Origin of the sequence: Mesorhizobium silamurunense (genome assembly GCF_014843905.1) — a bacterium.
GTDB classification, from domain to species: Bacteria; Pseudomonadota; Alphaproteobacteria; order Rhizobiales; family Rhizobiaceae; genus Mesorhizobium; species Mesorhizobium silamurunense.
Window position 1 is genome coordinate 17,083 of the sequence record NZ_LPVS01000082.1, and the last position, 25,726, is coordinate 42,808.

Annotated in this window: 26 protein-coding genes and 2 tRNA genes; 16 read left to right on the top strand and 12 right to left on the bottom strand. The window is 62.5% G+C overall.

What is annotated here, in order from left to right:
* Positions 1-75: 75 nt before the first annotated feature.
* From clpX to hupB, 3 genes are all read left to right on the top strand, one after another.
* Entirely contained in the window at positions 76-1,350 is a 1,275-nt protein-coding gene (gene clpX, locus AU465_RS23800; RefSeq protein WP_059185169.1) for an ATP-dependent Clp protease ATP-binding subunit ClpX, read from the top strand.
* Between the two features lie 276 nt (positions 1,351-1,626).
* Complete coding sequence (gene lon / locus AU465_RS23805; RefSeq protein ID WP_192253787.1) at positions 1,627-4,038, top strand: endopeptidase La; 2,412 nt, start codon at positions 1,627-1,629, stop codon at positions 4,036-4,038.
* Between the two features lie 196 nt (positions 4,039-4,234).
* Positions 4,235-4,507 (top strand): DNA-binding protein HupB, encoded by a 273-nt coding sequence (gene hupB, locus AU465_RS23810; protein ID WP_027166452.1) that lies wholly within the window; start codon positions 4,235-4,237, stop codon positions 4,505-4,507.
* Between the two features lie 84 nt (positions 4,508-4,591).
* Here the strand turns inward: hupB and AU465_RS23815 are convergent, their stop codons facing one another.
* Positions 4,592-5,614: an aldo/keto reductase gene (locus AU465_RS23815; protein WP_192253789.1), complete on the bottom strand. Its 1,023-nt coding sequence runs from the start codon at positions 5,612-5,614 to the stop codon at positions 4,592-4,594.
* Between the two features lie 186 nt (positions 5,615-5,800).
* Between AU465_RS23815 and AU465_RS23820 the strand changes: the two genes are divergently transcribed.
* The 3 genes from AU465_RS23820 to AU465_RS23830 all read left to right on the top strand — a co-directional run bounded on the left by AU465_RS23820 (position 5,801) and on the right by AU465_RS23830 (position 7,575).
* Positions 5,801-6,364 carry an SIS domain-containing protein gene (locus AU465_RS23820; protein ID WP_192253791.1) on the top strand — a complete coding sequence of 188 codons (564 nt, stop codon included), beginning with the start codon at positions 5,801-5,803 and terminating at the stop codon, positions 6,362-6,364.
* 5 nt (positions 6,365-6,369) lie between these two features.
* Positions 6,370-7,113: a creatininase family protein gene (locus AU465_RS23825; protein WP_192253793.1), complete on the top strand. Its 744-nt coding sequence runs from the start codon at positions 6,370-6,372 to the stop codon at positions 7,111-7,113.
* A gap of 99 nt (positions 7,114-7,212) precedes the next feature.
* A complete protein-coding gene (locus AU465_RS23830) occupies positions 7,213-7,575 on the top strand; it encodes a hypothetical protein (protein WP_312891305.1) in 363 nt (120 codons plus the stop codon).
* A 90-nt stretch (positions 7,576-7,665) separates the two neighbouring features.
* On the opposite strand, the gene AU465_RS23835 is transcribed toward AU465_RS23830, so the two are convergent.
* From AU465_RS23835 to AU465_RS23845, 3 genes are all read right to left on the bottom strand, one after another.
* The gene (locus AU465_RS23835; RefSeq protein WP_192253795.1) at positions 7,666-8,583 is read right to left on the bottom strand and encodes a carbohydrate ABC transporter permease; all 918 of its coding nucleotides are present in this window, start codon (positions 8,581-8,583) and stop codon (positions 7,666-7,668) included.
* A gap of 8 nt (positions 8,584-8,591) precedes the next feature.
* Entirely contained in the window at positions 8,592-9,701 is a 1,110-nt protein-coding gene (locus AU465_RS23840; RefSeq protein WP_376774894.1) for a carbohydrate ABC transporter permease, read from the bottom strand.
* 107 nt (positions 9,702-9,808) lie between these two features.
* A complete protein-coding gene (locus AU465_RS23845) occupies positions 9,809-11,485 on the bottom strand; it encodes an ABC transporter substrate-binding protein (RefSeq protein WP_192253799.1) in 1,677 nt (558 codons plus the stop codon).
* Positions 11,486-11,761: 276 nt separating this feature from the next.
* Between AU465_RS23845 and AU465_RS23850 the strand changes: the two genes are divergently transcribed.
* The 5 genes from AU465_RS23850 to AU465_RS23870 all read left to right on the top strand — a co-directional run bounded on the left by AU465_RS23850 (position 11,762) and on the right by AU465_RS23870 (position 15,138).
* On the top strand, positions 11,762-12,820 hold the full coding sequence (locus AU465_RS23850) for an ABC transporter ATP-binding protein (protein WP_192253802.1): 1,059 nt from the start codon (positions 11,762-11,764) through the stop codon (positions 12,818-12,820).
* 27 nt (positions 12,821-12,847) lie between these two features.
* Positions 12,848-13,300, top strand: coding sequence for an RbsD/FucU family protein (locus AU465_RS23855; protein WP_192253804.1), 453 nt, complete (start codon positions 12,848-12,850; stop codon positions 13,298-13,300).
* Positions 13,301-13,305: 5 nt separating this feature from the next.
* Entirely contained in the window at positions 13,306-14,235 is a 930-nt protein-coding gene (gene rbsK / locus AU465_RS23860; protein ID WP_192253806.1) for a ribokinase, read from the top strand.
* A gap of 340 nt (positions 14,236-14,575) precedes the next feature.
* Positions 14,576-14,821, top strand: a complete 246-nt coding sequence (locus AU465_RS23865; RefSeq protein ID WP_192253808.1) for an exopolysaccharide production repressor protein — start codon at positions 14,576-14,578, stop codon at positions 14,819-14,821.
* Positions 14,822-15,039: 218 nt separating this feature from the next.
* Positions 15,040-15,138 carry a putative RiPP precursor gene (locus AU465_RS23870; protein WP_192253810.1) on the top strand — a complete coding sequence of 33 codons (99 nt, stop codon included), beginning with the start codon at positions 15,040-15,042 and terminating at the stop codon, positions 15,136-15,138.
* Between the two features lie 68 nt (positions 15,139-15,206).
* On the opposite strand, the gene AU465_RS23875 is transcribed toward AU465_RS23870, so the two are convergent.
* Together AU465_RS23875 and AU465_RS23880 are read right to left on the bottom strand one after the other, a co-directional pair.
* The gene (locus AU465_RS23875; RefSeq protein ID WP_192253812.1) at positions 15,207-15,410 is read right to left on the bottom strand and encodes a hypothetical protein; all 204 of its coding nucleotides are present in this window, start codon (positions 15,408-15,410) and stop codon (positions 15,207-15,209) included.
* 222 nt (positions 15,411-15,632) lie between these two features.
* Positions 15,633-16,979 (bottom strand): NAD(P)/FAD-dependent oxidoreductase, encoded by a 1,347-nt coding sequence (locus AU465_RS23880; RefSeq protein ID WP_192253814.1) that lies wholly within the window; start codon positions 16,977-16,979, stop codon positions 15,633-15,635.
* Positions 16,980-17,374: 395 nt separating this feature from the next.
* On the opposite strand from AU465_RS23880, the gene AU465_RS23885 reads away from it, so the two are divergent.
* The 4 genes from AU465_RS23885 to AU465_RS23900 all read left to right on the top strand — a co-directional run bounded on the left by AU465_RS23885 (position 17,375) and on the right by AU465_RS23900 (position 20,278).
* A complete protein-coding gene (locus tag AU465_RS23885; RefSeq protein WP_192253816.1) occupies positions 17,375-17,848 on the top strand; it encodes a hypothetical protein in 474 nt (157 codons plus the stop codon).
* Positions 17,845-18,084 (top strand): hypothetical protein, encoded by a 240-nt coding sequence (locus AU465_RS23890; RefSeq protein WP_192253818.1) that lies wholly within the window; start codon positions 17,845-17,847, stop codon positions 18,082-18,084. The genes AU465_RS23885 and AU465_RS23890 overlap by 4 nt, the downstream gene beginning before the upstream one ends.
* Before the next feature lie 57 nt (positions 18,085-18,141).
* Positions 18,142-19,893: an adenylate/guanylate cyclase domain-containing protein gene (locus AU465_RS23895; RefSeq protein WP_192253820.1), complete on the top strand. Its 1,752-nt coding sequence runs from the start codon at positions 18,142-18,144 to the stop codon at positions 19,891-19,893.
* Positions 19,894-20,134: 241 nt separating this feature from the next.
* On the top strand, positions 20,135-20,278 hold the full coding sequence (locus AU465_RS23900) for a hypothetical protein (protein WP_192253822.1): 144 nt from the start codon (positions 20,135-20,137) through the stop codon (positions 20,276-20,278).
* 15 nt (positions 20,279-20,293) lie between these two features.
* On the opposite strand, the gene AU465_RS23905 is transcribed toward AU465_RS23900, so the two are convergent.
* Positions 20,294-20,370, bottom strand: a tRNA-Asp gene (locus AU465_RS23905).
* Positions 20,371-20,588: 218 nt separating this feature from the next.
* On the opposite strand from AU465_RS23905, the gene AU465_RS23910 reads away from it, so the two are divergent.
* Positions 20,589-20,664 (top strand) — tRNA-Val (locus AU465_RS23910).
* Positions 20,665-20,686: 22 nt separating this feature from the next.
* Here AU465_RS23910 and AU465_RS23915 read toward each other — a convergent pair.
* From AU465_RS23915 to AU465_RS23935, 5 genes are all read right to left on the bottom strand, one after another.
* Positions 20,687-21,457 (bottom strand): SDR family NAD(P)-dependent oxidoreductase, encoded by a 771-nt coding sequence (locus AU465_RS23915; RefSeq protein ID WP_192253824.1) that lies wholly within the window; start codon positions 21,455-21,457, stop codon positions 20,687-20,689.
* Positions 21,458-21,470: 13 nt separating this feature from the next.
* Positions 21,471-22,466 (bottom strand): ABC transporter permease, encoded by a 996-nt coding sequence (locus AU465_RS23920; protein WP_192253826.1) that lies wholly within the window; start codon positions 22,464-22,466, stop codon positions 21,471-21,473.
* A gap of 120 nt (positions 22,467-22,586) precedes the next feature.
* Positions 22,587-23,627 carry a sugar ABC transporter substrate-binding protein gene (locus tag AU465_RS23925; protein ID WP_192253828.1) on the bottom strand — a complete coding sequence of 347 codons (1,041 nt, stop codon included), beginning with the start codon at positions 23,625-23,627 and terminating at the stop codon, positions 22,587-22,589.
* Positions 23,628-23,667: 40 nt separating this feature from the next.
* A complete protein-coding gene (locus AU465_RS23930; protein ID WP_192253829.1) occupies positions 23,668-24,432 on the bottom strand; it encodes an ATP-binding cassette domain-containing protein in 765 nt (254 codons plus the stop codon).
* Complete coding sequence (locus AU465_RS23935; RefSeq protein WP_192253831.1) at positions 24,429-25,595, bottom strand: ROK family transcriptional regulator; 1,167 nt, start codon at positions 25,593-25,595, stop codon at positions 24,429-24,431. Before AU465_RS23935 ends, AU465_RS23930 begins: the two co-directional genes overlap by 4 nt.
* Positions 25,596-25,726 lie beyond the last annotated feature (131 nt).

Sequence of the window (25,726 nt, forward strand, 5' to 3'; positions counted from 1 at the left end):
CGGATTCCCGCGATAGATTGGTGAGACGCCGACGCGGCCAGACCATCGGCGGGCAGGCGGTGAAAGGACAGAAAAATGAGCAAAGTTAGCAACAACGGCGGTGATTCAAAGAACACGCTCTATTGCTCGTTTTGCGGCAAAAGCCAGCACGAAGTGCGCAAGCTGATCGCCGGTCCGACCGTCTTCATCTGCGATGAATGCGTCGAGCTCTGCATGGACATCATCCGCGAGGAGAACAAGACCTCGATGGTGAAGTCGCGCGAGGGCGTGCCGACCCCGCAGGAGATCCTCAAGGTCCTCGACGATTATGTCATCGGCCAGCCCTACGCCAAGCGGGTGCTGTCGGTGGCCGTGCACAACCACTACAAGCGCCTCGCGCATGCCGGAAAGAACAACGACGTCGAGTTGGCGAAGTCGAACATCCTGCTGATCGGCCCGACCGGCTGCGGCAAGACGTTGCTCGCCCAGACGCTCGCCCGCATCATCGACGTGCCCTTCACCATGGCCGACGCCACGACGCTGACCGAAGCCGGTTATGTCGGCGAGGACGTCGAGAACATCATCCTGAAGCTGCTGCAGTCGGCCGACTACAATGTCGAGCGCGCCCAGCGCGGCATCGTCTATATCGACGAGATCGACAAGATCTCGCGCAAGTCGGACAACCCCTCGATCACCCGCGACGTGTCGGGCGAGGGCGTGCAGCAGGCGCTCTTGAAGATCATGGAAGGCACCGTCGCCTCCGTGCCGCCGCAGGGCGGCCGCAAGCACCCGCAGCAGGAATTCCTGCAGGTCGACACCGCCAACATCCTGTTCATCTGCGGCGGCGCCTTTGCCGGGCTCGACAAGATCATCTCGGATCGCGGCCGCAAGACCTCGATCGGATTCGGCGCCACCGTGGCTTCGCCCGAGGATCGCCGCACCGGGGACCTGTTCCGCCAGGTCGAGCCGGAAGATCTCTTGAAATTCGGCCTGATCCCGGAATTCGTCGGCCGCCTGCCGGTTCTGGCGACGCTCGAGGATCTCGACGAGCCGGCGCTGATCCAGATCCTGACCGAGCCGAAGAACGCGCTGGTCAAGCAGTATCAGCGGCTGTTCGAGATGGAGAATGTCGACCTGACCTTCCATGAGAACGCGCTGTCGGCGATCGCCAAGCGCGCCATTGAGCGCAAGACCGGCGCGCGCGGCCTGCGTTCCATCATGGAGGCGATCCTGCTCGACACGATGTTCGAGCTTCCGGCGCTGGAAGGCGTGCGCGAAGTGGTGATCTCGGAAGAGGTTGTCTCGGGCAACGCCCGGCCGCTCTACATCTATTCCGAGCAGAAGGAAAAGAAGGGCAACGTCAGCGCCTGAGATGACTGCTGATCCGGCAATTTTTCATGGAACGGCGCCCGTGCGGCGCCGTTTTGCTGTGAGGGATGCGCCGCCTGGCGATGGAGTGGACCGAGCGACCATGTTGACCCTTGATCTTTGCACCGCCCGCATCCACCTAACAGCGGAAGGCCGAAGTGCCGAATTCTGTGCTGTAAAACTCCCGTCACAAACGGTGGTAGGCGGAACGACGCTCGGTCGTTAATATGAGATTCGCGGTTGGCTAAAATTAGCGGCTGCGACATGAAAGGTTGGACAATGGCCAAAATATCAAAGGCTTCCGGCGACGGTGTCTTCGCGGTTCTCCCGCTGCGAGACATCGTGGTGTTTCCGCATATGATTGTTCCGCTCTTCGTCGGGCGTGAAAAGTCGATCAAGGCGCTGGAAGAAGTGATGGGTCAGGAAAAGCAGATCCTGCTCGCCACCCAGATGAACGCAGCCGACGACGATCCTGAGCCCGATGCCATTTTCGACATCGGCACGCTCGCCAATGTGCTGCAGCTGCTCAAGCTTCCCGATGGCACCGTGAAGGTGCTGGTCGAGGGCGCCTCGCGCGCCAAGATCGTCTCGTTCACCGACCGCGCCGATTTCCACGAGGCCCGCGCCACGGCGCTGGTCGAGCCGGAGGAGGAAGAGGTCGAGATCGAGGCGCTTGCCCGCTCGGTCGTCACCGACTTCGAAAATTACGTCAAGCTGAACAAGAAGATCTCGCCCGAAGTGGTGGGTGCCGCCAGCCAGATCGACGACTATTCCAAGCTCGCCGACACGGTTGCCTCGCATCTGGCCATCAAGATCCCCGAGAAGCAGGAGATGCTCGCCACGCTCTCTATCAAGGAGCGTCTCGAGAAGGCGATGGGCTTCATGGAAGCCGAGATCTCCGTGCTCCAGGTGGAGAAGCGCATCCGCTCGCGCGTGAAGCGCCAGATGGAGAAGACGCAGCGCGAGTATTACCTCAACGAGCAGATGAAGGCGATCCAGAAGGAGCTCGGCGAGGGCGAGGACGGCCGCGATGAGGCTGCCGAGATCGAGGCGCGCATCAAGAAGACCAAGCTCTCCAAGGAGGCCCGCGAGAAGGCGGAAGCCGAACTGAAGAAGCTGCGGTCGATGTCGCCGATGTCGGCTGAATCGACCGTCGTGCGCAACTACCTCGACTGGCTGCTGTCGATCCCATGGGGCAAGAACTCCAAGGTCAAGCAGGATCTCGCTTTCGCCCAGGACGTGCTCGACGCCGACCATTTCGGCCTCGACAAGGTCAAGGAGCGCATCGTCGAATATCTCGCCGTGCAGAGCCGCCAGAAGAAGCTCAAGGGACCGATCCTGTGCCTCGTCGGCCCGCCCGGCGTCGGCAAGACCTCGCTCGGCAAGTCGATCGCCAAGGCCACGGGGCGCGAGTTCATCCGCATGGCGCTCGGCGGCGTGCGCGACGAGGCCGAGATCCGCGGCCACAGGCGGACCTATATCGGCTCGATGCCCGGCAAGGTCATCCAGTCGATGAAGAAGGCCAAGAAGTCCAACCCGCTCTTCCTGCTCGACGAGATCGACAAGATGGGCCAGGACTTCCGCGGCGATCCGTCGTCGGCCCTGCTCGAGGTGCTCGATCCGGAGCAGAACTCGACGTTCATGGACCATTACCTCGAGGTCGAATACGACCTGTCGAGCGTGATGTTCGTGACGACGGCGAACACGCTGAACATCCCTGCGCCCCTGATGGACCGCATGGAGATCATCCGTATCGCCGGCTACACCGAGGACGAGAAGATCGAGATCGCCAAGCGTCACCTGATGCCTAAGGTGATCCGCGATCACGCGCTGCAGCCGAACGAGTTCTCGGTCGGCGAGGATGCGATCCGCGGCATCATCCAGACCTACACAAGGGAAGCCGGCGTCAGAAGCTTGGAGCGCGAGCTGATGAAGCTCGGGCGCAAGGCGGTGACCGAGATCCTGAAGACGAAGAAGAAGACGGTGAAGATCACGGCGGACAACCTCGCCGATTATCTCGGCGTGCCGCGCTTCCGCTTCGGTCAGGTGGAGGCCGACGATCAGGTCGGCGTCGTCACCGGTCTCGCCTGGACGGAAGTCGGCGGCGAGCTGCTGACGGTCGAAGGCGTCATGATGCCCGGCAAGGGCCGCATGACGGTGACCGGCAACTTGCGCGACGTGATGAAGGAATCGATCTCGGCGGCGGCCTCTTATGTCCGCTCGCGAGCCATCGATTTCGGCATCGAGCCGCCGCTGTTCGATAAGCGCGACATCCACGTCCACGTGCCGGAAGGCGCGACGCCCAAGGACGGTCCGTCGGCGGGTGTGGCGATGGTGACGGCGATCGTGTCGGTGCTCACCGGCATTCCGGTCCGGGCCGATGTGGCGATGACAGGCGAGGTGACGCTGCGCGGCAGGGTGCTGCCGATCGGCGGCCTGAAGGAGAAGCTGCTTGCCGCGCTGCGCGGCGGCATCAAGAAGGTGCTGATCCCGGAAGACAACGCCAAGGATCTGGCGGAGATTCCGGACAATGTGAAGAACAACATGGAGATCATTCCGGTCTCGCGGGTCGGCGAGGTGCTGAGGCAGGCGCTGGTCAGGATGCCGGAGCCGATCGAGTGGGTAGAGCCGGTGAATCCGCCGGCCGGCGTGGATGCCGGCGACGATGCCGGGAAATCGCTCGCTCATTAGTATGTTCTAACGTTGCAGCGCACAAAGAGAAAGCCGGGCTTCCAGCCCGGCTTTTTCATGTGAAAAATCTCCGAAAAAGTAGAAAAAAGCCCGGAATTCCGCGGTTTTCGGCTTGGGTTCCGGGACGCTTCTTTCTAAAGTCCGTTTCCTGCCGGATGAGTCGTACGTTCCGGTTTTCTCATGGAAGGGAATTTTGATGAACAAGAACGAACTGGTGTCCGCTGTCGCCGACTCCGCAAGCATTTCGAAGGCTGATGCGCAGTCCGCCGTCGATGCGGTGTTCTCCGTGATCACTGGCGAACTGAAGAAGGGCGGCGATGTCCGGCTTGTCGGCTTCGGAAATTTCACCGTGTCAAAACGCGCTGCTTCGACCGGCCGCAACCCGCAGACCGGCGCGGAAGTGAAGATTCCGGCGCGCACCGTGCCGAAGTTTTCGGCCGGCAAGGGCCTCAAGGACGCGGTCAACTAAGACCTTTTTTTAACAGAGAAGCCAGAAAAGCCGGGCTTGCCCGGCTTTTCTTTTGTGTGCCCGGCGGCGGCAGGATATCTGCAGTCAGGCGGTCGGCGCGTCGGCGCGCATCAGGCCTTCCTGCTTGAGATCCGACCACAGGGCCGCCGGGATCTTGACGTCGAGCAGCGCGCGGTTGGCTTCGACCTCTGCCGGCCGTTGGCCGCCGGGGATCACCGACATCACGCAAGGATGCCGCAGCGGGAACTGGAGCGCGGCCTCGATCAGCCGCACACCATGGCGCTTGCAGACCGCCTCGATGCGCGCCACGCGATCGAGCACGTCCTTTGGCGCTTCGGTATAGTTGTAGAAAGCGCCGGGTGTCGGCCCCGTCGCCAGGATGCCCGAATTGTAGGGGCCGCCGAGAATGATGCCGATGCCGCGCTGCTCGCAGAGCGGCAGAAAGGTAGCCAGCGCTTCCTGCTCGAGCAGCGTGTAGCGGCCTGCGAGCAGGAACAGGTCGAAATCGCCGCGTTCGGCGAGCGTCTGGCAGACCTGCCATTCGTTGATGCCACCGCCGAAGGCCTTGATCACACCCTGGTCGCGCAGCGAGAGCAGCCCGTAATAGCCCGAGGACATGAACTCCTCGATGCGCCTGTCCGACGCCTCCTTGCTGCCATGGGTGAAGATGTCGACGTCGTGCACATAGAGGATGTCGATGCGATCGACGCCGAGACGCTCCAGCGATGCCTCGAAGGAACGCATCACGCCGTCATAGCTGTAATCGTAGACTTCCCGGCGCGAGGGCGTCTCGAAGAACTTGCCGATGCCGGTGCGCTGGTCGGGGGGAGAGACGCGCATGAGGCGGCCGACCTTGCTCGACAGCACATAGTCGTCGCGCTTCTTGCCGCGCAGGAAAGGGTTGAGCCGGGTTTCAGAGAGGCCGAGGCCATAGAGCGGGGCGGTGTCGAAATAGCGGCAGCCGGTCTTCCATGCCGCTTCCAGTGTGGCATTGGCGTCCTCATCGGAGACGGCGCGGTAGAGATTGCCGAGGGGCGCGGTGCCGAAGCCGAGTTCGGTGAAGGTGATGCCGCCATTGCCGATGCGGTCGAAATGCCGTGTCTTCATAGCCTCGAATGTCCCGGATCGATTTGTCTGACATGACACTATCACGCCGGTGGCACTGCAAAAGCGCCGAGGCTCGTTGGACACCAATTTTCGCGGTGATAGCATGAACAAAAACAAGTGTTTCGCGGCAAACGCGACCGCAACGCCGCACGCCTAATCAGGCTTCGGCAGACAGGATGAACAGCCATGACGCAGGCCGGACCGGAGATGTTCGAGATCGCGCTGGACGAGCTTGGCGCCGTGGTGCGGCGCATCGATGACGGCCGGGTCGCCGCCTGCGCAATGCTCGCCGGCGCCGGCAAGATCGTCGTCTATGGCTGCGGCCGCGAAGCATTGCAGGTCAAGGGCTTCGCCATGCGGCTCTTCCATCTCGGCCTGCCTGCCGCGGTTGTCGGCGACATGACCACACCGCCGCTGGCGAAAGGCGACATCTTTCTCGCAAGTTCCGGACCGGGCGAGACCAGCACGGTCCTGACCCTGATGCGCGTTGCGCGCGACGCCGGCGCGAAGGTGCTGCTGCTTACCGCCGAACCGGCCGGCAGTGCCGCGAAGCTTGCCGATTTCACGCTGCTCGTTCCGGCCCAGACCATGGCCAGCGACCAGGGCGCAGCCCGTAGCTCGGTGCTGCCGATGGGCTCGCTGTTCGAGGGCGCGCTGTTCCTGCTGTTCGAAGTGATGGTGCTGAAGCTCAAGGCGCTGACCGGCGCAACGCCTGAGGCCATGCGCGCACGGCACACCAACATGGAGTAGAGGACATGCGCTATGAACTGATGCTGCCGCACCAGATCCGCAAGGCGATCGAGGAGAACTGGCCGGTCGCGCTGCCGCTCGGCGTGCTCGAATACCATGGCGAACACATGGCGGTCGGCATGGACACGCTCGCCGTCATCAAGACGCTGGAACTCTTCGAGAAAGAGAGGGATATCGTCATGCTGCCGCCCTTCTATTATGGCGCGGCGAGCTATGCCGTGGCGCCGCCGGAAGGCAGCGGCTCGGTGCAGGTCGGCGGTCCGGTGCTGGCGCCTTTCGCCGAGGAGCTGTTCTACGGCCTGCTGCGCATCGGCTTCCGCAGCATCCACGCCATCATCCATCACCAGACCGAGAATTTCGTCGCCGGCATGCCGACCGACCTCGCCTTCAAGACCGCCGGCCGGCAGGCGATCTTCCGTTTCCTGGAAAACGAGCGAGGCGAGGGCTGGTGGGGCTCCGACAAGATGGCCGACTACTATGCCGGCCATGCCCAGGGCGAGAACGTCTTCAACTGGGTGCAGGTGCATCCGCTGATGCCGGCGGCGATGAACGGCAAATACCCGTTCGACCACGCCGGCATCGGCGAGACATCGCTCATGCTGGCGCTATGCCCCGAGGCGGTGGACGCCGGCCGTTTCGCGGACAATACGGGCTGGTACACAAAGAGCGCCGCGGAGGCTTCGGCTGAGCTGGGGCAGAAGGGCGTCGCGATGATCCTTGACCACCTGCGGGCGACGCTTACGGGTTAGCTGGCACCACATCAGGAAGCACCTTCGTTCTATATATTAGCAAGTGCGAATAATATATAATAACTCCAACTTCGCCGCTGAGCCCCTTGGAGGTGTTCGGTGCACGCGGTCGGAAAACGACGGGCAACCTTGGCAGGCGTGATCGCCACGGCCGCAGTACTTCAGAATGTTTCGGCGTTTGCGCACAATGCCGATAGCGGCTGGACTTATCCGCCGGCCTGCTGTCACGGCGATCCATTGACAGGCGAGTGCGGCAGGATTCCTAGCATGACCGTAACGCCGCAGGCTGATGGCTACGTGATCATATTGCGGCCGGGTGACCATCAGAAAGTCACCCATCCAGACCGATACTTCGTTCCCTACGATAGTGTCATTCCGTCCGGGGACGACAACTTCCACATCTGCCTGCATCCGACAGAGGAACACGAAAACTGCTTTTTCGCGCCGTCGGAGGCGATGTAGGTGAAAACTCGCGGCGTGCTCGCCCCCATGGCGCTCGGCCCCTACACCCGATGATCAACTGCCGATCAGGGCGCTGGCGGGGATCGCCTCCTACTTCACCGAACCGGCCGTCATGCCCATGATCAGGTAGCGTTCGAGCGCGATGCCGATGATCGCCAGCGGTGCGATGGCGGCCGTGGCAAGCGCCGCCATCGACCACCAGTTGATGCCTTGCGAGCCGGTCTGACTTGCCACCATGACGGGGATCGTCTTGGCATCCGTCGACGTCAGAAGAGCGGCGAAGAAATATTCGTTCCAGCAGAGCACCATCGCCAGGATGAAGGCGGCGACCATGCCGGGCAGCGCTATCGGCATGACGATGCGGAAGAAGGCGCCCCAGATGGTCAGGCCGTCAACAAGGGCTGCCTCCTCGAGCTCGACGGGAATGGAGTTGAACTGATCGCGCATGATCCAGATGACGATCGGCAGCACCATCAGCGTGTAGAGGAGCACAAGCCCGATGCGCGTGTCGAGCAGCGCCACTTCCCGGTAGAGCACCAGGAAGGGCAGCGCCAGCACCACCGGCGGCAGGATGAGCTGCGAGAGGAAGAAGAAGGAGATGTCCTCGTTCTTGAACCAGGCGAAGTGATAGCGATAGCGGGTGAGGCCATAGGCGGCGAGGCTGCCGATGATGATGGCCAGGCTCGACGCGCCGACCGAGGTGATGACCGAGTTCATGAAGCGTTTCAGGAACTCGTCACGCACGGTCGAGGTCTGGAAGATCGAATCCGGCGACAGGCCGAGCGAGCGCCAGCCTTTCCAGTCAGGCTGGAAGTCGACGAAGGGGATGAGGTGGCCTTGCGTGACGTCGACCGCCGATTTGAACGAGGTGGTGATCGTCCAATAGATCGGGAACAGGCAGACGAAGGACCAGAACACCAGCGCGCCATAGATGAAGACGCGGCTGGTGATGAAGGCCGCCGGCGAGCGGATATCGGAAACGGTGTAGTCGGTGGTCTGGACGCTCATGATGCCGCTCAGTTGACGTTGCGCACGAAGCGGCTGGCGAGCTTCAGCAGCCAAGTGACGAATACGACGATGATGATCAGGTAGAACATGGCGAGCATAGTGCCGTAGCCGACATTCGAACGGTCGCGATATTCGCGATAGATGAAGCTGGAAACCGAGTCCGTGGCGCCGCCGGGGCCGCCAGACGTCACCGTGATGATGATGTCGGCGAGCTTGAGCTTGAAGATGATGCGCAGGATCACCGCCGTCACCGACACCGGCAGCATCAGCGGGAAGGTGACCTGCCAGAAGGTCTGCCATGTCGTCGCGCCGTCGACGCGCGCCGCCTCGATCACCTCGCGCGACATCGCCTGCAGGCCGGCCAGCAGCATGATCATCATGAACGGGATGAAGGTCCAGGCGTCCAGCACCATGATCGAGATGCGGGCGGTGATCGGATTTGAGAAGAAGGCGGGATTGTCCCAGCCGAGCGTGCGCGCCAACGTCGCGGCCGGACCGAAGCGATACTCCATCAGCGACTTGCCGATCATCCACGACACCGCGACTGGCGACAGCATGAGGGGCAAGAGAAAGACGACACGGAAGAATTTGCGGGCGCGGATCTGCGCATTGAGCAGCAGCGCCAGCCCAAAGGAGATGACATATTCCACCAGCACCGCGAGCACATAGAGGACCATGTTGAACAGCGCGTTGCGGTAGTAGGGGTCGGCCAGCATTTGCCAGAAATTGTCGAGCCCGTTGAACTTGCGGCCCGCGAAGGAACTGAGGTTCCAGTCCGTTAGCGCGATGTAGAATCCGAACAGCGTCGGGAAGATCACCATGGCGATGGTGAAGAGCAGCGCCGGCAGCAGGAACAGGGCACGCTGGCCATCCTCGCCGCGCGTCAGCACCTGCCAGGCGCCGAGCGCCATGCCCCAAACCACGTAGGCGTAGACCACGGGACGCCAGGTATCGAAGCCAACCGTGTCGACTGAGGTCGTGTAGAGGATCTGCACCACGATCATCGCCAGCAGCACGAGCGTCGCGGCAATTATCAAGGCCCAGCCGAGGCGCTTGCGGCCGGGCGGGATCAGATCGGCCGGTGTGGAATTTGCCGGCCACGCATTCGCGGTCGAAATCTGTTCAGCCACGCCTCTCGCCTTTTTGTCCGAATGACCGGCCAGCGCCGGTCAAGATGCGGCCCGGCGACGAGGTGTCGCCGGGCCGCGACTTCTCCTGAAACAGCCTACATGCCGAGCGAGGCTTTGTAGAGCTTGATCTGGTTCTCGCGGCCGATCTGGTCGGTCAGCTTCTCCCAGGCGGCGGCGATAGCGTCGGCGCCTTCCTGCGACTTCATCTTGCCGGCGAAGGTGTTGGCCAGGATATCCTCGGCGGCGCTGTAGTACTGGAAGATGCCGGGGATACGCGGCTCGATCGCCGCGTTCGGATGGTTGTAGCTGTCGGCTTCCGACTTGAGATACGAGCTGATGAAAGCCTCGTCGTAGCCGGCCGCCACCCACTCCGGGATGTCGAAATGGGAATTGCGGTAGGGCTGGAAGCCCGACGGATACGCCGCGCACCAGAGTGACAGGTCCTTGCCGCCAAGATGGGCCGCCGCCGACCATGCCGCCTTCTTCTTCTTCTCGTCGCTGTCGACGCGAGCCATGACATAGACTCCCCAGCCGAGATAGGCGCAGTTCGGCGCATAGTTCGGGCCGCTGGCGAGCTTGTCCCATTTTCCGGTCTTGGAATTGTAGACGTCGTCGGAACCCGGCAGGATCGAGAAGCCGGTGACGTCCCCGACGACTGAGGAGTCATTGGTCTTCGCATTCGAGCCAGCATCTCCCCACCAAGCCAGCATCGAACCAGTGCCGCCCAGGAATTGGGAGAAGCAGGTCTGGTTCGGGTCGGCGTTGATTTGATCTTGCGGTTCGAAAGGCAGCGCGTCGATCACGTCCTGGATCGCCCGCACCCAGGCCGGGTTGTTGACGCGCGGTTTCATCGTATCCGGATCGAACAGCCATGCCTTGTCGTCGGGATGCTTGGCATAGGCGCTGGCGCGGCTGCCGAGGAAGTAGAAGCCGAAACCGCCCCATGGCTTGGGCGCGTCGAGATAGCCATAGACGTCCTGGCCTTTCATCTGCTTGCCCTTGAGGAACTTGGTGACGGCCTGCACCTGCTGCCAGGTCTTCGGCACGCTCCATTCCGTCAGGCCTGCCTTGTCGCCGCTGTCGGCTTTCCAGGCTGCTGCCAGATCGGAGTCGGAGAAGACGTCGGTGCGGTAGTTGAAGTTGTGCGTATCGCCGTCGACGGTCACGCGATACTGCTTGCCGTTCCAGGTGCCGACCGGCGGCTTCAGATAGGCCACGAGGTCGTCCATATCGATCTGCTTCTTGACCCAGTCCGGCATTTCGGAGGTGAGGCCCTTGCCGCAGACGTCGCCTTCGAAAGGCGCGCCCATCTCTACGATATCAAAATCGATTGTATTGGTGGCGATCGCCTGCTGCAGGCGCGGGTTGTAGTCGGCCTGCGCCAGGTCGATCCAGTTGATCTTGGCGCCGGTATAGGTCTCCCACGGCTTCAGGAAGCCGCGGAACAGCACGTTGTGCAGGTTCTGATTGTTGAGGCCCATGAAGGTGAGTTCGACGCCGGCGAATTCGCCTTCCTTCACATTGGCCTTGGTTGCTTCGAGGCAGAGCTCGCCGACCTTCTGGAAATCGGCATCGGTCGGCTGACCCTTGCCGACACCGGGGATCTGCAGGATCTTTGTCCGCAGCTCGCTGGCGGCGGAGGCCGGCTTCGTCAGCGCGCCGAGCCCGGCGCCGGACGCCGCGGCGAGTGCGGCCATGCTGGCCGCGCCCTTCAGCACATCGCGGCGGGTCGCCCCGGCGCGCACCAGTTTTTCGTAAAGATCGACTCTCATCTCAAGGTTCCTCCCAGAACTTCAGTCGTGAATTGAATTGCCAATCTGTTGACGTCGAAACGTCTACGGTTCTCCTATACCATATGGGGACGCGGGACCCCACTCTGCATCGCCAGGAGATCCGATTTCCCGGATAAGGACCGGCTCTCGGATTGGCACTCGCCACTATTCGCGTAATCGATTACCTTGTCAACAAGCATGGCTTTTTATCGATAAGATACCGACTTGCCCTTGCCGTTGGCAATGGCTAGCTTGACCGAAAAGATAGGGGAGACGATGGCTCAAGTAGCGATCACCAATGTGGCCAAGGCTTTCGGAACCGTCAAGGTTCTGCATGAGGTCAGCGTCGATATCTCCGACGGCCAGTTCGTCGTCCTAGTCGGTCCTTCGGGATGCGGCAAGTCAACGCTGCTGAGGATGGTGGCGGGCCTGGAAACGGTCTCCGGCGGAACGATTTCGATCGGCGATCGCGTCGTCAACAACCTAGCGCCCGCAAAGCGCGACATCGCCATGGTGTTCCAGAACTACGCGCTCTACCCGCACAAGACGGTCGAGCAGAACATGGCCTTCGCGCTGAAGCTGCGCGGCACCGATCCGGCAGTGGTCGCAGAGCGGGTGAAGCGGGCGGCCGACATCCTCGACCTCAATCCCTATCTCAAGCGCTATCCGCGCCAGCTTTCCGGCGGCCAGCGCCAACGCGTCGCCATGGGCCGCGCCATCGTACGCAATCCGCAGGTGTTCCTGTTCGACGAGCCGCTCTCCAATCTCGACGCCAAGCTGCGGGTGCAGATGCGCACCGAGATCAAGGAATTGCACCAGCGGCTGAAGACCACAACTATCTACGTCACCCACGACCAGATCGAGGCCATGACCATGGCAGACAAGATCGTGGTGATGCGCGACGGCCGCATCGAGCAGGTCGGCGCGCCGCTGGAATTGTTCGACCGGCCGGCCAATTTGTTCGTCGCCGGCTTCATCGGCTCGCCTGCGATGAACCTGCTCAAGGGCACGGTGAAGAAGGGTGCGAAGCCCGTGGTCGACATAGCGGGTTCAGCCTTTCCAATGCCCGCCGGTGTCGCGACCGAGGACGGACAGGCCGTCGTCTATGGTGTGCGCCCGGAGCATCTGGAAATCCATCCCGACGGTGTGGCGTCCACGATTTCGGTGGTCGAACCGACGGGTTCGGAGACCTTGGTGTTTGTACGCTTCGGCGAGGGCGAGATGGTGGCGCTTTTCCGCGAGCGTCACGACTTCAAGCCCGGCGATACGCTGAAGCTCAGGCCGCGGCTCGACCACGTCCATCTCTTCGACGCAGGGACCGGCAAGCGTCTCTGACCGCAAACAGACTTCCGAGAGGAAACCATGCTCAAAGGGATCAATCCGCTGCTCAATGCCGACGTGCTTCAGGCGCTGCGGGCGATGGGCCATGGCGACGACCTGATCATCGCCGACACCAATTTTCCATCCGACTCCGTTGCGAAGCAGACCGTGCTTGGCAGGTTGCTGCGCATCGATGCGCCGGCGGCCGAGGTGGCGAAGGCGGTGCTGTCGCTCTATCCGCTGGACAGCTTCGTCAACGACGCGGCCGCGCGCATGGAGATCGTCGGCAAGCCGAACGAGATCCCGCCGGTGCAGAAGGAGGTGCAGAAGGAGATCGACGCGGCCGAGGGCAAGTCCTGGCCGATGATCTCGATCGAGCGCTACGCCTTCTATGAGCGCGCCAAGAAGGCGTACTGCGTCATCCAGACCGGCGAGCGCCGCTTCTATGGCTGCTTTGCCTTCCGCAAAGGCGTCATTCCGCCGGATGCGGAGTAAAGGAGATGGCCGTCGGCAAGCCTGTCGTCATCCTGGGTGTCTTCGTCGCCGACACCGCCTATCGCGCCGACCGCCAGCCGCGCATGGGCGAGACGATCCTCGGCAACTCGTTCAAGCTCGGGCCGGGCGGCAAGGGCTCGAACCAGGCGGTCGCGGCCGGCAAGCTCGGCGCCGATATCACCTTTCTGACCCGGCTCGGCGTCGATGCCTTTGCCGACATGGCCAAGCAGATCTGGAAGGCGGCGAGCGTGAAAAGCGCCGTGATCGACACGCCGGACAGCTATACCGGCGCCGCCTACATCTTTGTCGAGGAGGGCAGCGGCAACAACGCCATCATCGTCAGCCCGGGTGCGGCGATGCTGATCTCGCCCGCCGATATCGAGGCCCATGTCGGCCTGATCCGCTCGGCCGGCGTCTTCGTCACCCAGCTCGAGCAGCCGATCGACGCGGCGCTGAAGGCGCTCGAGATCGCGCGCGGGGCAGGGGTGACGACCATTCTCAACCCGGCGCCCGCAGCCACGCTGCCGGATAGCATCTACGCGCTCTGTGACTACGTCACACCCAACGAGTCCGAAGCCGAAGGGTTGACCGGCATTACGGTCTCTTCGATCGATGATGCCCGCCGCGCCGCCGACAGTCTGCTGGCGAAGGGGGTGGGCGCCGTCATCGTGACGCTCGGCGAGAAGGGCGCGCTGCTGCACACCAAGGACCGCTCCGACCATGTCGAAGCCGTCAATGCCGGCACAGTGGTCGAAACCACAGGTGCGGGCGATGCCTTCAACGGCGGCCTGGCGGCTGCCCTTGCCAAGGGCGTCGAGCCGCTGGAGGCGGTGCGCTTTGCCTGCGCCGTCGCCGGCATTTCGGTGACCCGTCCGGGCACCGCGCCGTCCATGCCGACGCTCCAGGAAGTCGAGGCGCTGCTGGCGAAGGATTGAAGTCGCCAGCCTCGCGCGCGGCCTCACCGGCGTCACCAGCATCGCGCCAGGCGGCATCCCGCCACAACTCTCACAATCCGGTCTCTTACGAGCAAATGGTGGCATATTAGCCACGGTTAATATTATTTGGCGCCAACGCCTTGCGTCGACGGCACAAGTGTCCCGTAATGGGTCACCGTGTCTGGCATCACGATTGCATTGTCAGCAATGCCGGGGCGGACCGCGCCCGGTAGCCGGGGGGCAAATTTGGGGGGCTCCGCCGCTCCGCGAATGGGGCGGCGGACTCTTTACCGGTTGAGTTAAGGGCCGCTGAAACGCCGAAGCATTGGATGCTGTGCCGATGTATTTTCCTCAATTTCTGGTGGGCATGTTCGCAACGTCGTTCATCACGGCGATCTGGGCTGAGCTGGAGACCGGCTCGGTCTGGAAGGCGCTCGGCTGGGCCATCCTTACGATGATCATTCTTCAGATCGGATACGTCGGACTGGTGGTCCGGCTGATTTACAAACGGGGATCGCAAGGCCCTGAGGCAGACTTGCTATCGGCAAGTTCCACGCCACAGGTCCATCAGGCGCGCCCGCGCTAATTGGTTTCGAGCGCAGTCGGGGCACGCGTGCTTACGCCCGCCAGGTGCATATCGTTGTCCCAAACCGCTGCGCAGCTTGGGTGACATGCTTGCTCGCAACCCCGCGCGCCCACCACTTGTCGAATTCAGCCATCAACCCGCTTTTAGGAACGCAACCGGTGCGCGCGCGTTCACTGTCTTGACCAAACACAAGGCAGCGCCGGTTCCGGAATGGTGAGATGAAAAAGCCCTATCAAAAGCCCACGCTTGTAAAGCGCGAGAAGCTCACCGCGCGAACCGCCCAGATTGTCGCCTCCGGCGTCATATTGGGCGAATGAATGCCGCTTTATCTTCTTTTGCCGCAATCCCGGACGGAAAACCGTTTCACACTTTTGCTGGAATTGCTCTAGAGGATCTTGCTGGTCAGTTCCAGCATCGTCGCAGCACCTTGCTCGCTGCCGGGCATATGCACGACGCGCAGAACGCGAAGGTCCGTGTTCGACCCTTCGAACGGCATCGAAACGCTTTCACCCACCCGCGGCAGTTCCTGGAACGCGAGCTCGTCCACATCCCTGGCGTCGTCAATCGAAACGCGACATCTTACAGCCATCTGTCTCTCCGGTCTTTGGCCCCTGTGCGGAACGAGACAGGTACAGAATGGTTCCGAGAGATCGGGCGAGCGCTAGGTTTGGCGGTCATGGTCCGCGAGACAGGGCGCAAACCTCGCTCACGGTCGGCGGCAGTGGGTGGCGGAACAGTTGAGCTTCGAAGATCGAAAAAATGCGGGCACGGCATCGCTGTTTTCGGGAACCCGCGATCCAACGCGATGCCGCTAGAGAGCCGGGCCCAGTCGAATAGCGCTTCCGTCGGAAAAGCGCGACAGGCGAAATCGGGTTAGATCGTGCCCGATCTCGTTTCCCTGAATCATGTCGGAGACGATGCGACCGATTCCCGGCCCGATGCCGAAGCCGTGACCGCTCATGCCTGTTGCGACGACAAGGCCGATGATCGCCTGCACGCGATCCACTATGGGGACGACGTCAGGCATTGCGTCAATCATGCCTGCCCAGCTTGCCTTCAGGCGGACCGACTCGAGCTGCGGGAACAGGCGCCGGAAATTGCGTTCGATCGAACGGAGACCGGAACGTTCGGGAGCCGGATTGAGCACCCGCACCCTTTCGAAGGGACTTTGGGAATCCGGCGTCCAGTGACGCGGCGTCGACCAGCTATCCGGGTAACCCGCAGGTGCGGCCGGCGAATAACGTGACCCGAAAGGATTGGCCATGAGGGCGGGAAGGTACTTCGTTGCGTGCCGGAATGCGTCAGGGCCCAGATAGAGCAAATGACTGCCTCCCGGGGCGAGCGTGTATCCGCCATCCTGTCGGCGTCTGAAAGCGATATGCTCTTCTGCCGCGGCGCCTGCATAGATTTCAGGCATCGGCTCCGTTGCCGCGGCGGTCGATCTGACACTGAGCTGGGGAATGGAAACGCCATGCCTTCTCAGGAAGAGGGAAGACCACGCACCGCCCGCGAGCAGAACGCTGGACGTCTCGATGTGACCCGCCTCGGTCCATACACCGCTGACCCTGCCGGCCGAGATTTCCAAGGTTCTCGCCGCGCAGCTCTCTACGATCTTGACGCCTTTGCGGGCAGCAAGTCGAGCGAGCGCTGGCACGGCCACCCAAGGCTCCGCCCGCATGTCGGAAGGTGTCGTCATCGCGCCCTTGAAACTGCGCGACATGCCTTTGATGAGATCCGCGGTTTCCCGCGCGTTCAGAAGTCGAGTATCGATCTCATGGGCGGCGGCGATCTTCATGAATTTTTCGAAGCTGGCCATTTTGTCATCCGAACTTGCCAGGTAAGTCACGCCTGTCTGCTGCAAGCCGATGTCTTCGCCGCATTCCTCAGCCAACCGCCGCCAGTGACCGGATGCCTCGATCACGATCGGCAGCTCATCCGCATCGCGTCCCTGCTTGCGGATCCATCCCCAATTGCGGGACGACTGTTCGGCTGCAATCCGTCCTTTTTCGACCAGCGTCACCGAGATGTTGCGCCGCGCAAGAAAAAGCGCTGTCGTCACGCCGATAACGCCGCCGCCGATAATCACCACGTCCGAACTTTTCGGCGGGGGACCGGGATATTGAATTGGGTTCGCTTCGGAGAACGGGAAAGCAGGCAAGTGGCGCATCCTGAAAAAAGACGACGACAGCTATGGCCACTGGCCACCATCTTTTCTTGAGGCAGTTCAAGGGAAGGTAGAGCACAGGCTGCCTAAAGCATGTCGTTTCGCAAGACCGCTGCACACTTTTGCGCAACATGCATTAAATGAGCGGCGCCCGGTATTCGCCCCAAACAGACGGGGAAGCCAGCGTATGTGCAGCCACGATTCAACGCTCGATCACATCGGATAACGTTTGCGTTCCACCTCCGTCTCAACGCCGGGGTGGCCTCTATATCTCGTCGCGGGCCGAGAACCGCCGGCGATGCATGCCCCCACACCGTGACACGACGCGACCAGACGGCCCATTTCGGAGAGCGGCTTTACCGCTTCCTCCATCATAGGGAGATGCCATCATGAGCTCTTTCATGCCGAAAATCATTGCGGCCGCATCGATCTTCGCCACCATACCGCTTTCGAGCGCCTATGCTGTGCACCGTCACCACAGGGCACAGGTCGACACCACAACCACTGCATCGGTGCCGACGGATCCGGCGGCGCGGGCGGCGGTAGAGCAGTTGCTCAGCGTGAAGCAGGGTATCCGTCAGGCCAGGGAGGCCGGCAAGATCACGCAGGACCAGGCCCGCGACCTGATGCAGCAGGCGGATACCATCCAGCCTACCGCGCTGACTTCCGGAGACGTTCGGCGCTGGGGCAGATCAATGCGGTGGACCAGCGGCTTCAGAATGCCACCGGCCAGGGAACCTATATGGGTGACGGTGCCGACGGCGGCTACTATCCGAACGGCTGACGACTATACGCGCTTAAAAAAATGGCCGTCGGCGTGGGCAGTGCCTTCTCTCAGGGGGCGGCCGGTGAGAAGCGCTTGACGATCGAAGCCTTTCTCAACCCCACGCCGGAGGTGCCGCCGTTCCCACGGATGAACTCGACGCCGCTCATCTCGAGGGCATGGCAGACAGTATCCACGTTGTTCGCCTGGCGGAGCGCTACTGCCGCGTTATCCGCCGCCATCGCGAGCGGGCGTAATTTCAAACTCGAACAGGAGGAGCACAATGCTCGCAAAGACACCGAAGGCGCCGGCACTGCACGCTCGCATTCGAGGTAGGACTAGAATACGCTCGCTGCCCGGAGCTTCGACCTACGGAAGAGGCAGGACACAAGCATGGAGCGACGCCTCACCGCAATCCTTGCTGCCGACGTCGTCGGCTACAGCCGCCTCATGGGAGCCGACGAGGTTGGCACGCTTGCGCATCTGAAGAGGCTTCGCGCCGAAGTGATCGAGCCCAAGATCACAGAGTCGCACGGACGCATCGTCGGTTCCGCTGGCGACAGCCTTCTTGTCGAATTCGCCAGCGCAGTCCACGCGGTGCAGTGTGCGGTCGAAGCCCAGGAGGGATTGGCCGCTCACAATGCAAGTTTGCCCGAAGACAAGCGCATGACTTTCCGCATGGGCGTGAATTTGGGCGACGTGATTGCAGAGGACGATACGATCTACGGTGATGGCGTGAACATCGCCGCGCGGCTCGAGAAGCTTGCAGAACCTGGCGGCGTCTGCGTCGCGAGCAATGTCTACGAGCAGGTCAAGGGCAAACTAGACTATGCCTACACCGACCTCGGTAGCCATCAGGTCCACAACATCGTGGAGGCGGTGCGCGCCTATCAGGTCAGTCGAGCAAAACCAACTTCGGTATTCTCGACAAGGGAGAGGCTGACGCTTCCCGAAAAACCGTCCATCGCGGTCTTGCCATTCGACAACCTCAGTGGCGACCCCGAGCAGGGCTACTTCGCTGACGGCATGGTGGAGGAGATCATCACCGCGCTGTCCCGGACGCGCTGGCTGTTCGTCATCGCGCGCAACTCGAGCTTTACCTACAAGGGCCGGGCAGTGGACATCAAGCAGGTCGGGCGCGAGCTTGGTGTGCGCTATGTGCTTGAAGGGAGCGTGCGCAAGGCGGCGAGCAGGGTGCGCATCACCGGGCAGCTTATCGACGCGACAACGGGAGCACATCTATGGGCCGACCGTTTCGACGGCGGGCTGGAGGACGTTTTTGACCTGCAGGAGGAAGTGACCCGGAGCGTCGTCGGAGCGATCGGTCCGAAGCTGGAACAGGCAGAGATCGAGCGGGCCAAGCGCAAGCCGACCGAGCACCTTGACGCTTACGACTACTATCTGCGCGGGATAGCAAGTCTTCATCAGTTGACCAGGGAATCCAACGCAAACGCCCTTCAGTTGTTTTACAAGGCCATCGAACTCGACCCTGAATTCGCCTCGGCATACGGCATGGCCGCGTTGTGTGCCGTCATGCGCAAGGCGAACGGCTGGATGGCCGATCGTGAGCAGGAAACCGTCGAGACAGAACGCCTGGCTCTGAAGGCAGTGGATTTGGGCAGGGATGACGCGGTTGCGCTCTCACTCGGCGGGGAAGCGCTCGCGTTTGTCGTGGGCAACTACAATAGCGGGGCAGCCTTCATTGATCGCGCGCTTGCGCTCAATCCGAACCTGGCTACTGCGTGGCTATTCAGCGGCTGGGTCAGAGCCGACCTCGGCGATACGGAAACCGCCCTCCAGCACCTCGCCACTGCGATACGCATGAGCCCAGTCGACCCGTTCATGTTCGATATGCTGAATGCGGTTGCAGTGGCTCATCTCTTAGCTGGTCGATTTGAGGAGGCATCATCTTGGGCGGAAAGGTCGTTGCGGGAAAAGCCGGACTTTTTGGCGTCGTTGCGCTTTGCGGCTGCAAGCTATGCTCACGCTGGCCGAACCGAGGACGCGCAAAAGGTGGTGAGCCGAATTCTCGCCCTCGATCCTGGCCAACGAATTTCCAATCTCGCCGACGTCGTTTCAATCAGGCGTGCGGCCGATATGGCTCTGCTTGCAGAAGGTTTGCGAAAGGCTGGGCTGCCGGAATAGCGCTGCCAGGCTGGCGCATCGATCGTGAGTTGGGAACGCACCGAGATCGCAAAGACCGCACCGTAGGTGGCGTCGGCCCTCGCGCGCTAACGAGGTGGACAAATCGCCATAGGGCGCCGTACAAGCGATCCCGCGCCATGTCAGGGGTGGTCACTCATATGCGGGCGGCGCATCGGTCGAGGCGATTTCGGCCAAGATGGGGAATTCCATCGACGAGAACAAAGCTCTGCAGAGGACCTGTATGCCGGTCAATCTGGCGGCAGTTCGCGCGGCAGATGAATCCCGTCGCAAGGGTCGCAAACTGCTCGGCTATGAACGCAACGAATACAAAAAGTTGAAACTCGGAGGGGAAAAAGTTGAAACTGACTTCGCCAAAAACGGCTAAGCCATTGAAACGAAATGGCGCGAGTGACGGGGCTCGAACCCGCGACCTCCGGCGTGACAGGCCGGCACTCTAACCGACTGAGCTACACCCGCGCACAGACGAGCACGTGTCAGGCGTGTTCGTCGTTGGGGCGCTGGATAAGGGGTTCGTTTGCGGGTGTCAAGCGCGGCATGCGAGCATAACAGCAATCAGCAGAAGGTTTTTTGACAAGTGCGCCGGCATCGGGGAAATCCGCCTGACAACGGGTGCGCCGGCTGTTCATTGGGCCTTGCGAACAGAGCTCTAACTGCTTAAAGGTCCGGCCCGGAGCGGGCGATTAGCTCAGTTGGTAGAGCGCTTCGTTTACACCGAAGATGTCGGCGGTTCGAGCCCGTCATCGCCCACCAGTTTCCCGGCACCAATCAAGAATCACGGCGGCGTCAGGCGGAAATCCTGGCCTTCGGGCAGGAGCTGGCCGCCGTCGACGACGATGGTCGTCCCGGTGATGTAGCTGGCGTCGTCCGAGGCCAGGAACAGGAAGGCGTTGGCGACGTCGCGCGGCGTGCCGAGGCGCCCGAGCGGCACGGCGTCCTCCATGCTCTTGATGAAGGCGGCATCGCGGTGAAGCTTCATGCCTTCGGTCAGGATGTTGCCGGGTTCGACGCCGTTGACGGTGATGCCGTAGCCGGAAAACTCAAGTGCCGCGGCACGGATGAAGCCGTTGATGCCGGCTTTGCTCGCAGAATAATGGCCATGGCCGGGGCTGCTCACCTGCGGGCCGGTTATGGAGGAGGTGAAGAGCATGCGGCCGCTGCCCTGAGCCTTCATCGGCGTCAGCGCGGCACGCGCGGCGTTGAAGCTGCCGCGCAGGTTGACCGCCATGACGCGGTCCCAATCCTCCGGGCTGGTGTTCTCGATGAGCTGCCAAGGGTAGATGCCGGCGTTCTGGACGATGATGTCGAGGCGTCCGTGACGCTGCAGCGCCAATGCGACCACTGCTTCCGCGTCGGCCATTTTCGAAATGTCGGTGTGGATGAAGGCGGCACCCAACTCGTCGGCACTCGCCTTGCCGGCTTCGGCTTCGCTGTCGGCAAGGACCAGTTTTGCGCCTTCCTCGGCGAAGCGCTGGGCTATGCCCTTGCCGATGCCACGCGCGGCGCCGACGATCGCTGCCACCTTGCCTTCGATGCGTCCAGTCATGCGAGCCGTCCAGTCATGCGAGTCTTTGGCGAATGGTTTGCTTGAAAGCGTCGAGCAGCACGGCCGCCAGCACCAGCAGGCCGTGGATGACCTGGGTGAAGTTGGCCGGCAGGCCCATGAGGTTGATGGCGGTGTTGATGGCCGACAAAAGCAGCACACCGGCATAGACGCCGGGCAAGGTGCCGACGCCGCCTTTGAGGCTAACGCCGCCGATGACGACGGCCGCGAAGGCGTTGAAGAGCAGGCCGACGCCGAGATTGGCAGTCGCCCCGGAGGTGCGGATGGCAAGCAGCCAGCCGGCGAGGCCGGCGATGGCGCCGGCAAGCACGAAGGCGATGATCAGGTTACGGTTAACGCGGATGCCGGCTCGGAAGGTCGCCGTCTCGTTGCCGCCGATCATCACCAGATGCCGGCCGAAGGGCGTCTTGGCCATGATCAGCGAGAAGATGACGTAGCAGGCAATGGCGATCCAGGCGGTGAGCGGCAGGCCGGCGAGGCGCTGGATGCCGAACCAGCGGATTGCCGGCGCAAGATCCTGTGCCGAGCGGCCGCCCGAAACGACCAGCACGAGGCCGCGCACCCAGATGTAGGACGCCAGCGTGATGATGAAGGCGCTCATCTTCACCCTGACGATCAGGAGCCCGTTGAAGGCGCCGATGATGCCGCCGACGAGAACGGCAAGCAGCAGCGAAACCGGCACCATCAGCCATTCCGGATGCAGCTGCACGCCGAGGCCGATACCCGACGAGCAGAACAGGATGCCGACCGCCATGGCGCTGAGCGCCGCGACCGACTCCACCGACAGGTCCATGTGGCCGGCGATGATGACCAGCGCCAGGCCGATCGACATCACGCCGAGCACGCTGGAGGCTTCGATGATGTTGGCGAAGATGCCGAGCTGGAAATAGTTCGGAATGAGCAGGGAAAAGACCACCAGCACGAAGACCAGCATGAACCAGACGAGGTTGTCGAGAACGAGCTCGAGAGCGTGGCGGGTGCGGGGGTTCATGAGCTGATCCGGTTGGTGCGCAGGTTCAAGGTGTTGCAGCGTCCCGCGCGCTTCAATGCGCGCACGCGGCTTTTGAGGGGCGCTCCGAACCGATTGTGGCCCGGAGCGATCCTCGCGGTCTTATTCGACTGACTTCACCGTGTCCGTCGGCGGCTTCTGGTTGCCCCAGAAGGCCGGGTTGTCGACGTTTTCCTTGGTGATCGCGGCACCGGGGATCTTGATGTTCGGCCCCCAGGCTTCCTTGGTCACCACCGATTTCAGGCCAAGCACGTCATAGTAGCCGGGCTTGATCTCTTGCTTGTTGACGACCTTGTCCATGAACATGGCAACCGCCGCCGCCTGCGCGTAAAGCGGCTGCTCGACTTCGACGTTGAGCCAGCCCTTACGGATCAGGTCGAGGCCGACGGGCGCGCCGTTCGAGCTCATCAGCATCACATCGCCCGGCTTCTTGCCGGCGGCCTCCAGCGAGGCTACGCCGGCGACCGATAGATGGGCGGCGTGGCTGAAGATCAGGTCGATATCGGGATTGGCGAGCATTTGGTCGGCAACGATGGTGCCGGCATTGCTCGCTTCCCACTGCATGGCCGGCAGCGAGATGATCTTGACGTCCGGGAACGCCTTCATCTTCTCCTCGAAACCCTTCTGGATATCGAGCGTGTAGGGATCGCCGGGATCGCCCAACACCTGCAGGATCTTGCCCTTCACCGAGCCGTTCTTCGCCTTCAGCAGCTTCTCAGCCTGGTCGGCGGCGACATGGCCGATCTCGACGGTGCCGGCGACCGAGGTGAAGTCGGAGGGGGTGGATGTGATCTGGCGGTCGAATTCGACCACCGGGATGCCGGCGGCGCGGGCCGCCTCGACCGACGGCTTCAGCGCATTGAAATCGACCGCCGCAAGGATGATCGCCTTCGGCTTCAGCGCGATGACGTCGTTCATCTGTGACTGCTGGGCGTCGGTCTTGTTGTCGGCGTTCAGCGTCTTGAAGTCATAGCCGACCTGCTTCAGGAACAGCTCCAGCGCGCTCACCGAGCCGGTCTGGAATTCATCGAGCAGTGTCGGCACCAGATAATAGACGGTACCCTTGGACTGGGCGAATGCCGGCGTGAGCGTGGCAACGGCCAGTGCCAGGATACCGAAGACAGAAAATAGCATTCGCTTCATGTCGTTCGCTCCTCTTCTCGCCGGACCCCTCATTTGTCCCTCAGCCCGCCGGTCCGGCACCGGCGAGCGTCTCCCCGGTGATCATGTTGATCACCGCATCGGGACTTGTCTTGTTGCGCGCTACATCGCCCGCCACGACGCCCTGGCGGATCACCACGATCCGGTCTGCGACCTGGAAGGCCTGCTGCATGATGTGGGTGATGATGACGACGCCGATGCCCTGGCTCGCCACCTGGCGGATCATGTCGAGGCCGCGCCGCGTCTGCTCGACGCCGAGCGCGGCGAATGGCTCGTCGAGCAGCACCAGCTTGCCGCCCCAATGGACGAAGCGGTTGAGCTCGATCGCCTGCCGCTGGCCGCCCGAGAGATGCTCGACCTTGGTGCGCAGCGAGGGAATGCGCGTGCCGGCATTGGCCAGCGCCTTGGCCACCACGGCCTCCATGGCGCGCTCGTCGAGTACCGGAACGCCGAGCACCTTGCGGGTGATCTCGCGGCCCATGAAGAAGTTGGCCACCACGTCGACATTGGTGCAGAGCGAGAGGTCCTGATAGACCGTCTCGATGCCGGCGGCCTTGGCCTCGGCGGGCGATTTGGCGAGGAACTCCTTGCCCTCGAACAGCATGCGGCCCGAGGTTGGCTCCAGCCCGCCGGCGATGATCTTGACCAGCGTCGACTTGCCGGCGCCGTTGTCGCCAAGGAGGGCCACGACCTCGCCGCGTCCGATCGAAAAGCTGATGCCGCGCAGCGCCTGGATGGCGCCGTAGTTCTTGGCGATGTTGTCGAGGACCAGCAGGGGTTCGCTCATGCCGCGATGTCTCCGCCTTTCAGAAGGTCGCCCTCGCTCTGCCGCTTGGCGGTGAAGATCTGGCCGAAGCGCGGCGAAAGCACACCCGAAACGGCAAGCGCCGCCGCCCCCCGCAGCACCGTGTGCTGGCCGCCCTGCGCCACAAGGATGCGGGATATCCGTCGGTCCCTGCGGGCCGAGACCGAATTGTGGAGCGGCTCCGCCGATGCCGCCAGCCGCTCGAGCAGGGCAGGCGAGGCCAGTCCGCCGAGAACGATCGTCTCGGGGTCGAAGAGGTTCTCGATGGTGGCGATCGCGTTGCGAAAGATCGGCGCGACCCCGGCCACCCAGTCGGCATCGTTGCCGCTCCAGCGGCCGCGCGCTTCCAGCGAGATGTAGCGCTCGAGGCAGCCGCGGTTGCCGCAGGGACAGGGCTCGCCGCCCGGGACGACCGGGACATGGCCGATCTCGCCGGCATTGCCCCAGGCGCCGCGCAGCACGCTGCCGTCATGCAGCATGGCGCCGCCAAGGCCAAAGCCGAAATAGAGATAGTAATATTCGGCGTGCTTTGCGCCGATGCCGTAGAGGCGCTCGCCCATTGCGGCGGCCGCCATGTCGTTCTCGAAGAAGGCCGGCAGGCCAGTGACGGCGGTCAGCCGCTCGCGCAGCGGAACATCCTGCCAGCCTGCCATGGTGGTCGGTCCGACGAAGCTCATCGGTTCGACGCCGAACGGTCCCGGAAGCGCCATGCCGATGCCGATGACGCGGCCAGCCGAGCGGCGGCCGGTCAGTTCGGTGACCATGGCGCCAATAGCATCGAAGGCGTCGTCGGGAGCGGCGTTTGGCGCCTCGCGATGCGCGCTCTCGATCACGTCGCCGCTGAGGTTGATCAGCGCCGCGTCGATGCCGAGCGGGGTGAGGTGGATGCCGACGGCGAAACCACCTTCCGGATTGATGCGCAGTGTGGTCGGCGGCAGGCCGCGGCCCTTCGGCTCCTCGCGAACCGACAGGATGTAACCCTGCTCCTCCAATTCGCGCACGATGGTCGATACGGTCTGGACAGTGAGGCCGACATGCCGGGCGATCTCGCCGCGGGCGATGGGGCCGAAGCGGCGGATGGACTCAAGCACGATGCGCCGGTTGTACGGCCGCCCGAACTCCTGATTGGTTCCCCGCAACGCCATGGCTTGCGCTCCCAGTTGACGCAAGGTTCGCAGAGAAGATTTATTCAGTCAAATGGAATTCAAAAATAAGTTTGGGCCGAGGGTTCAAGAAAGGACAAGCCTTGGTAGGACCTGTCGACGTGGCGGCCTTG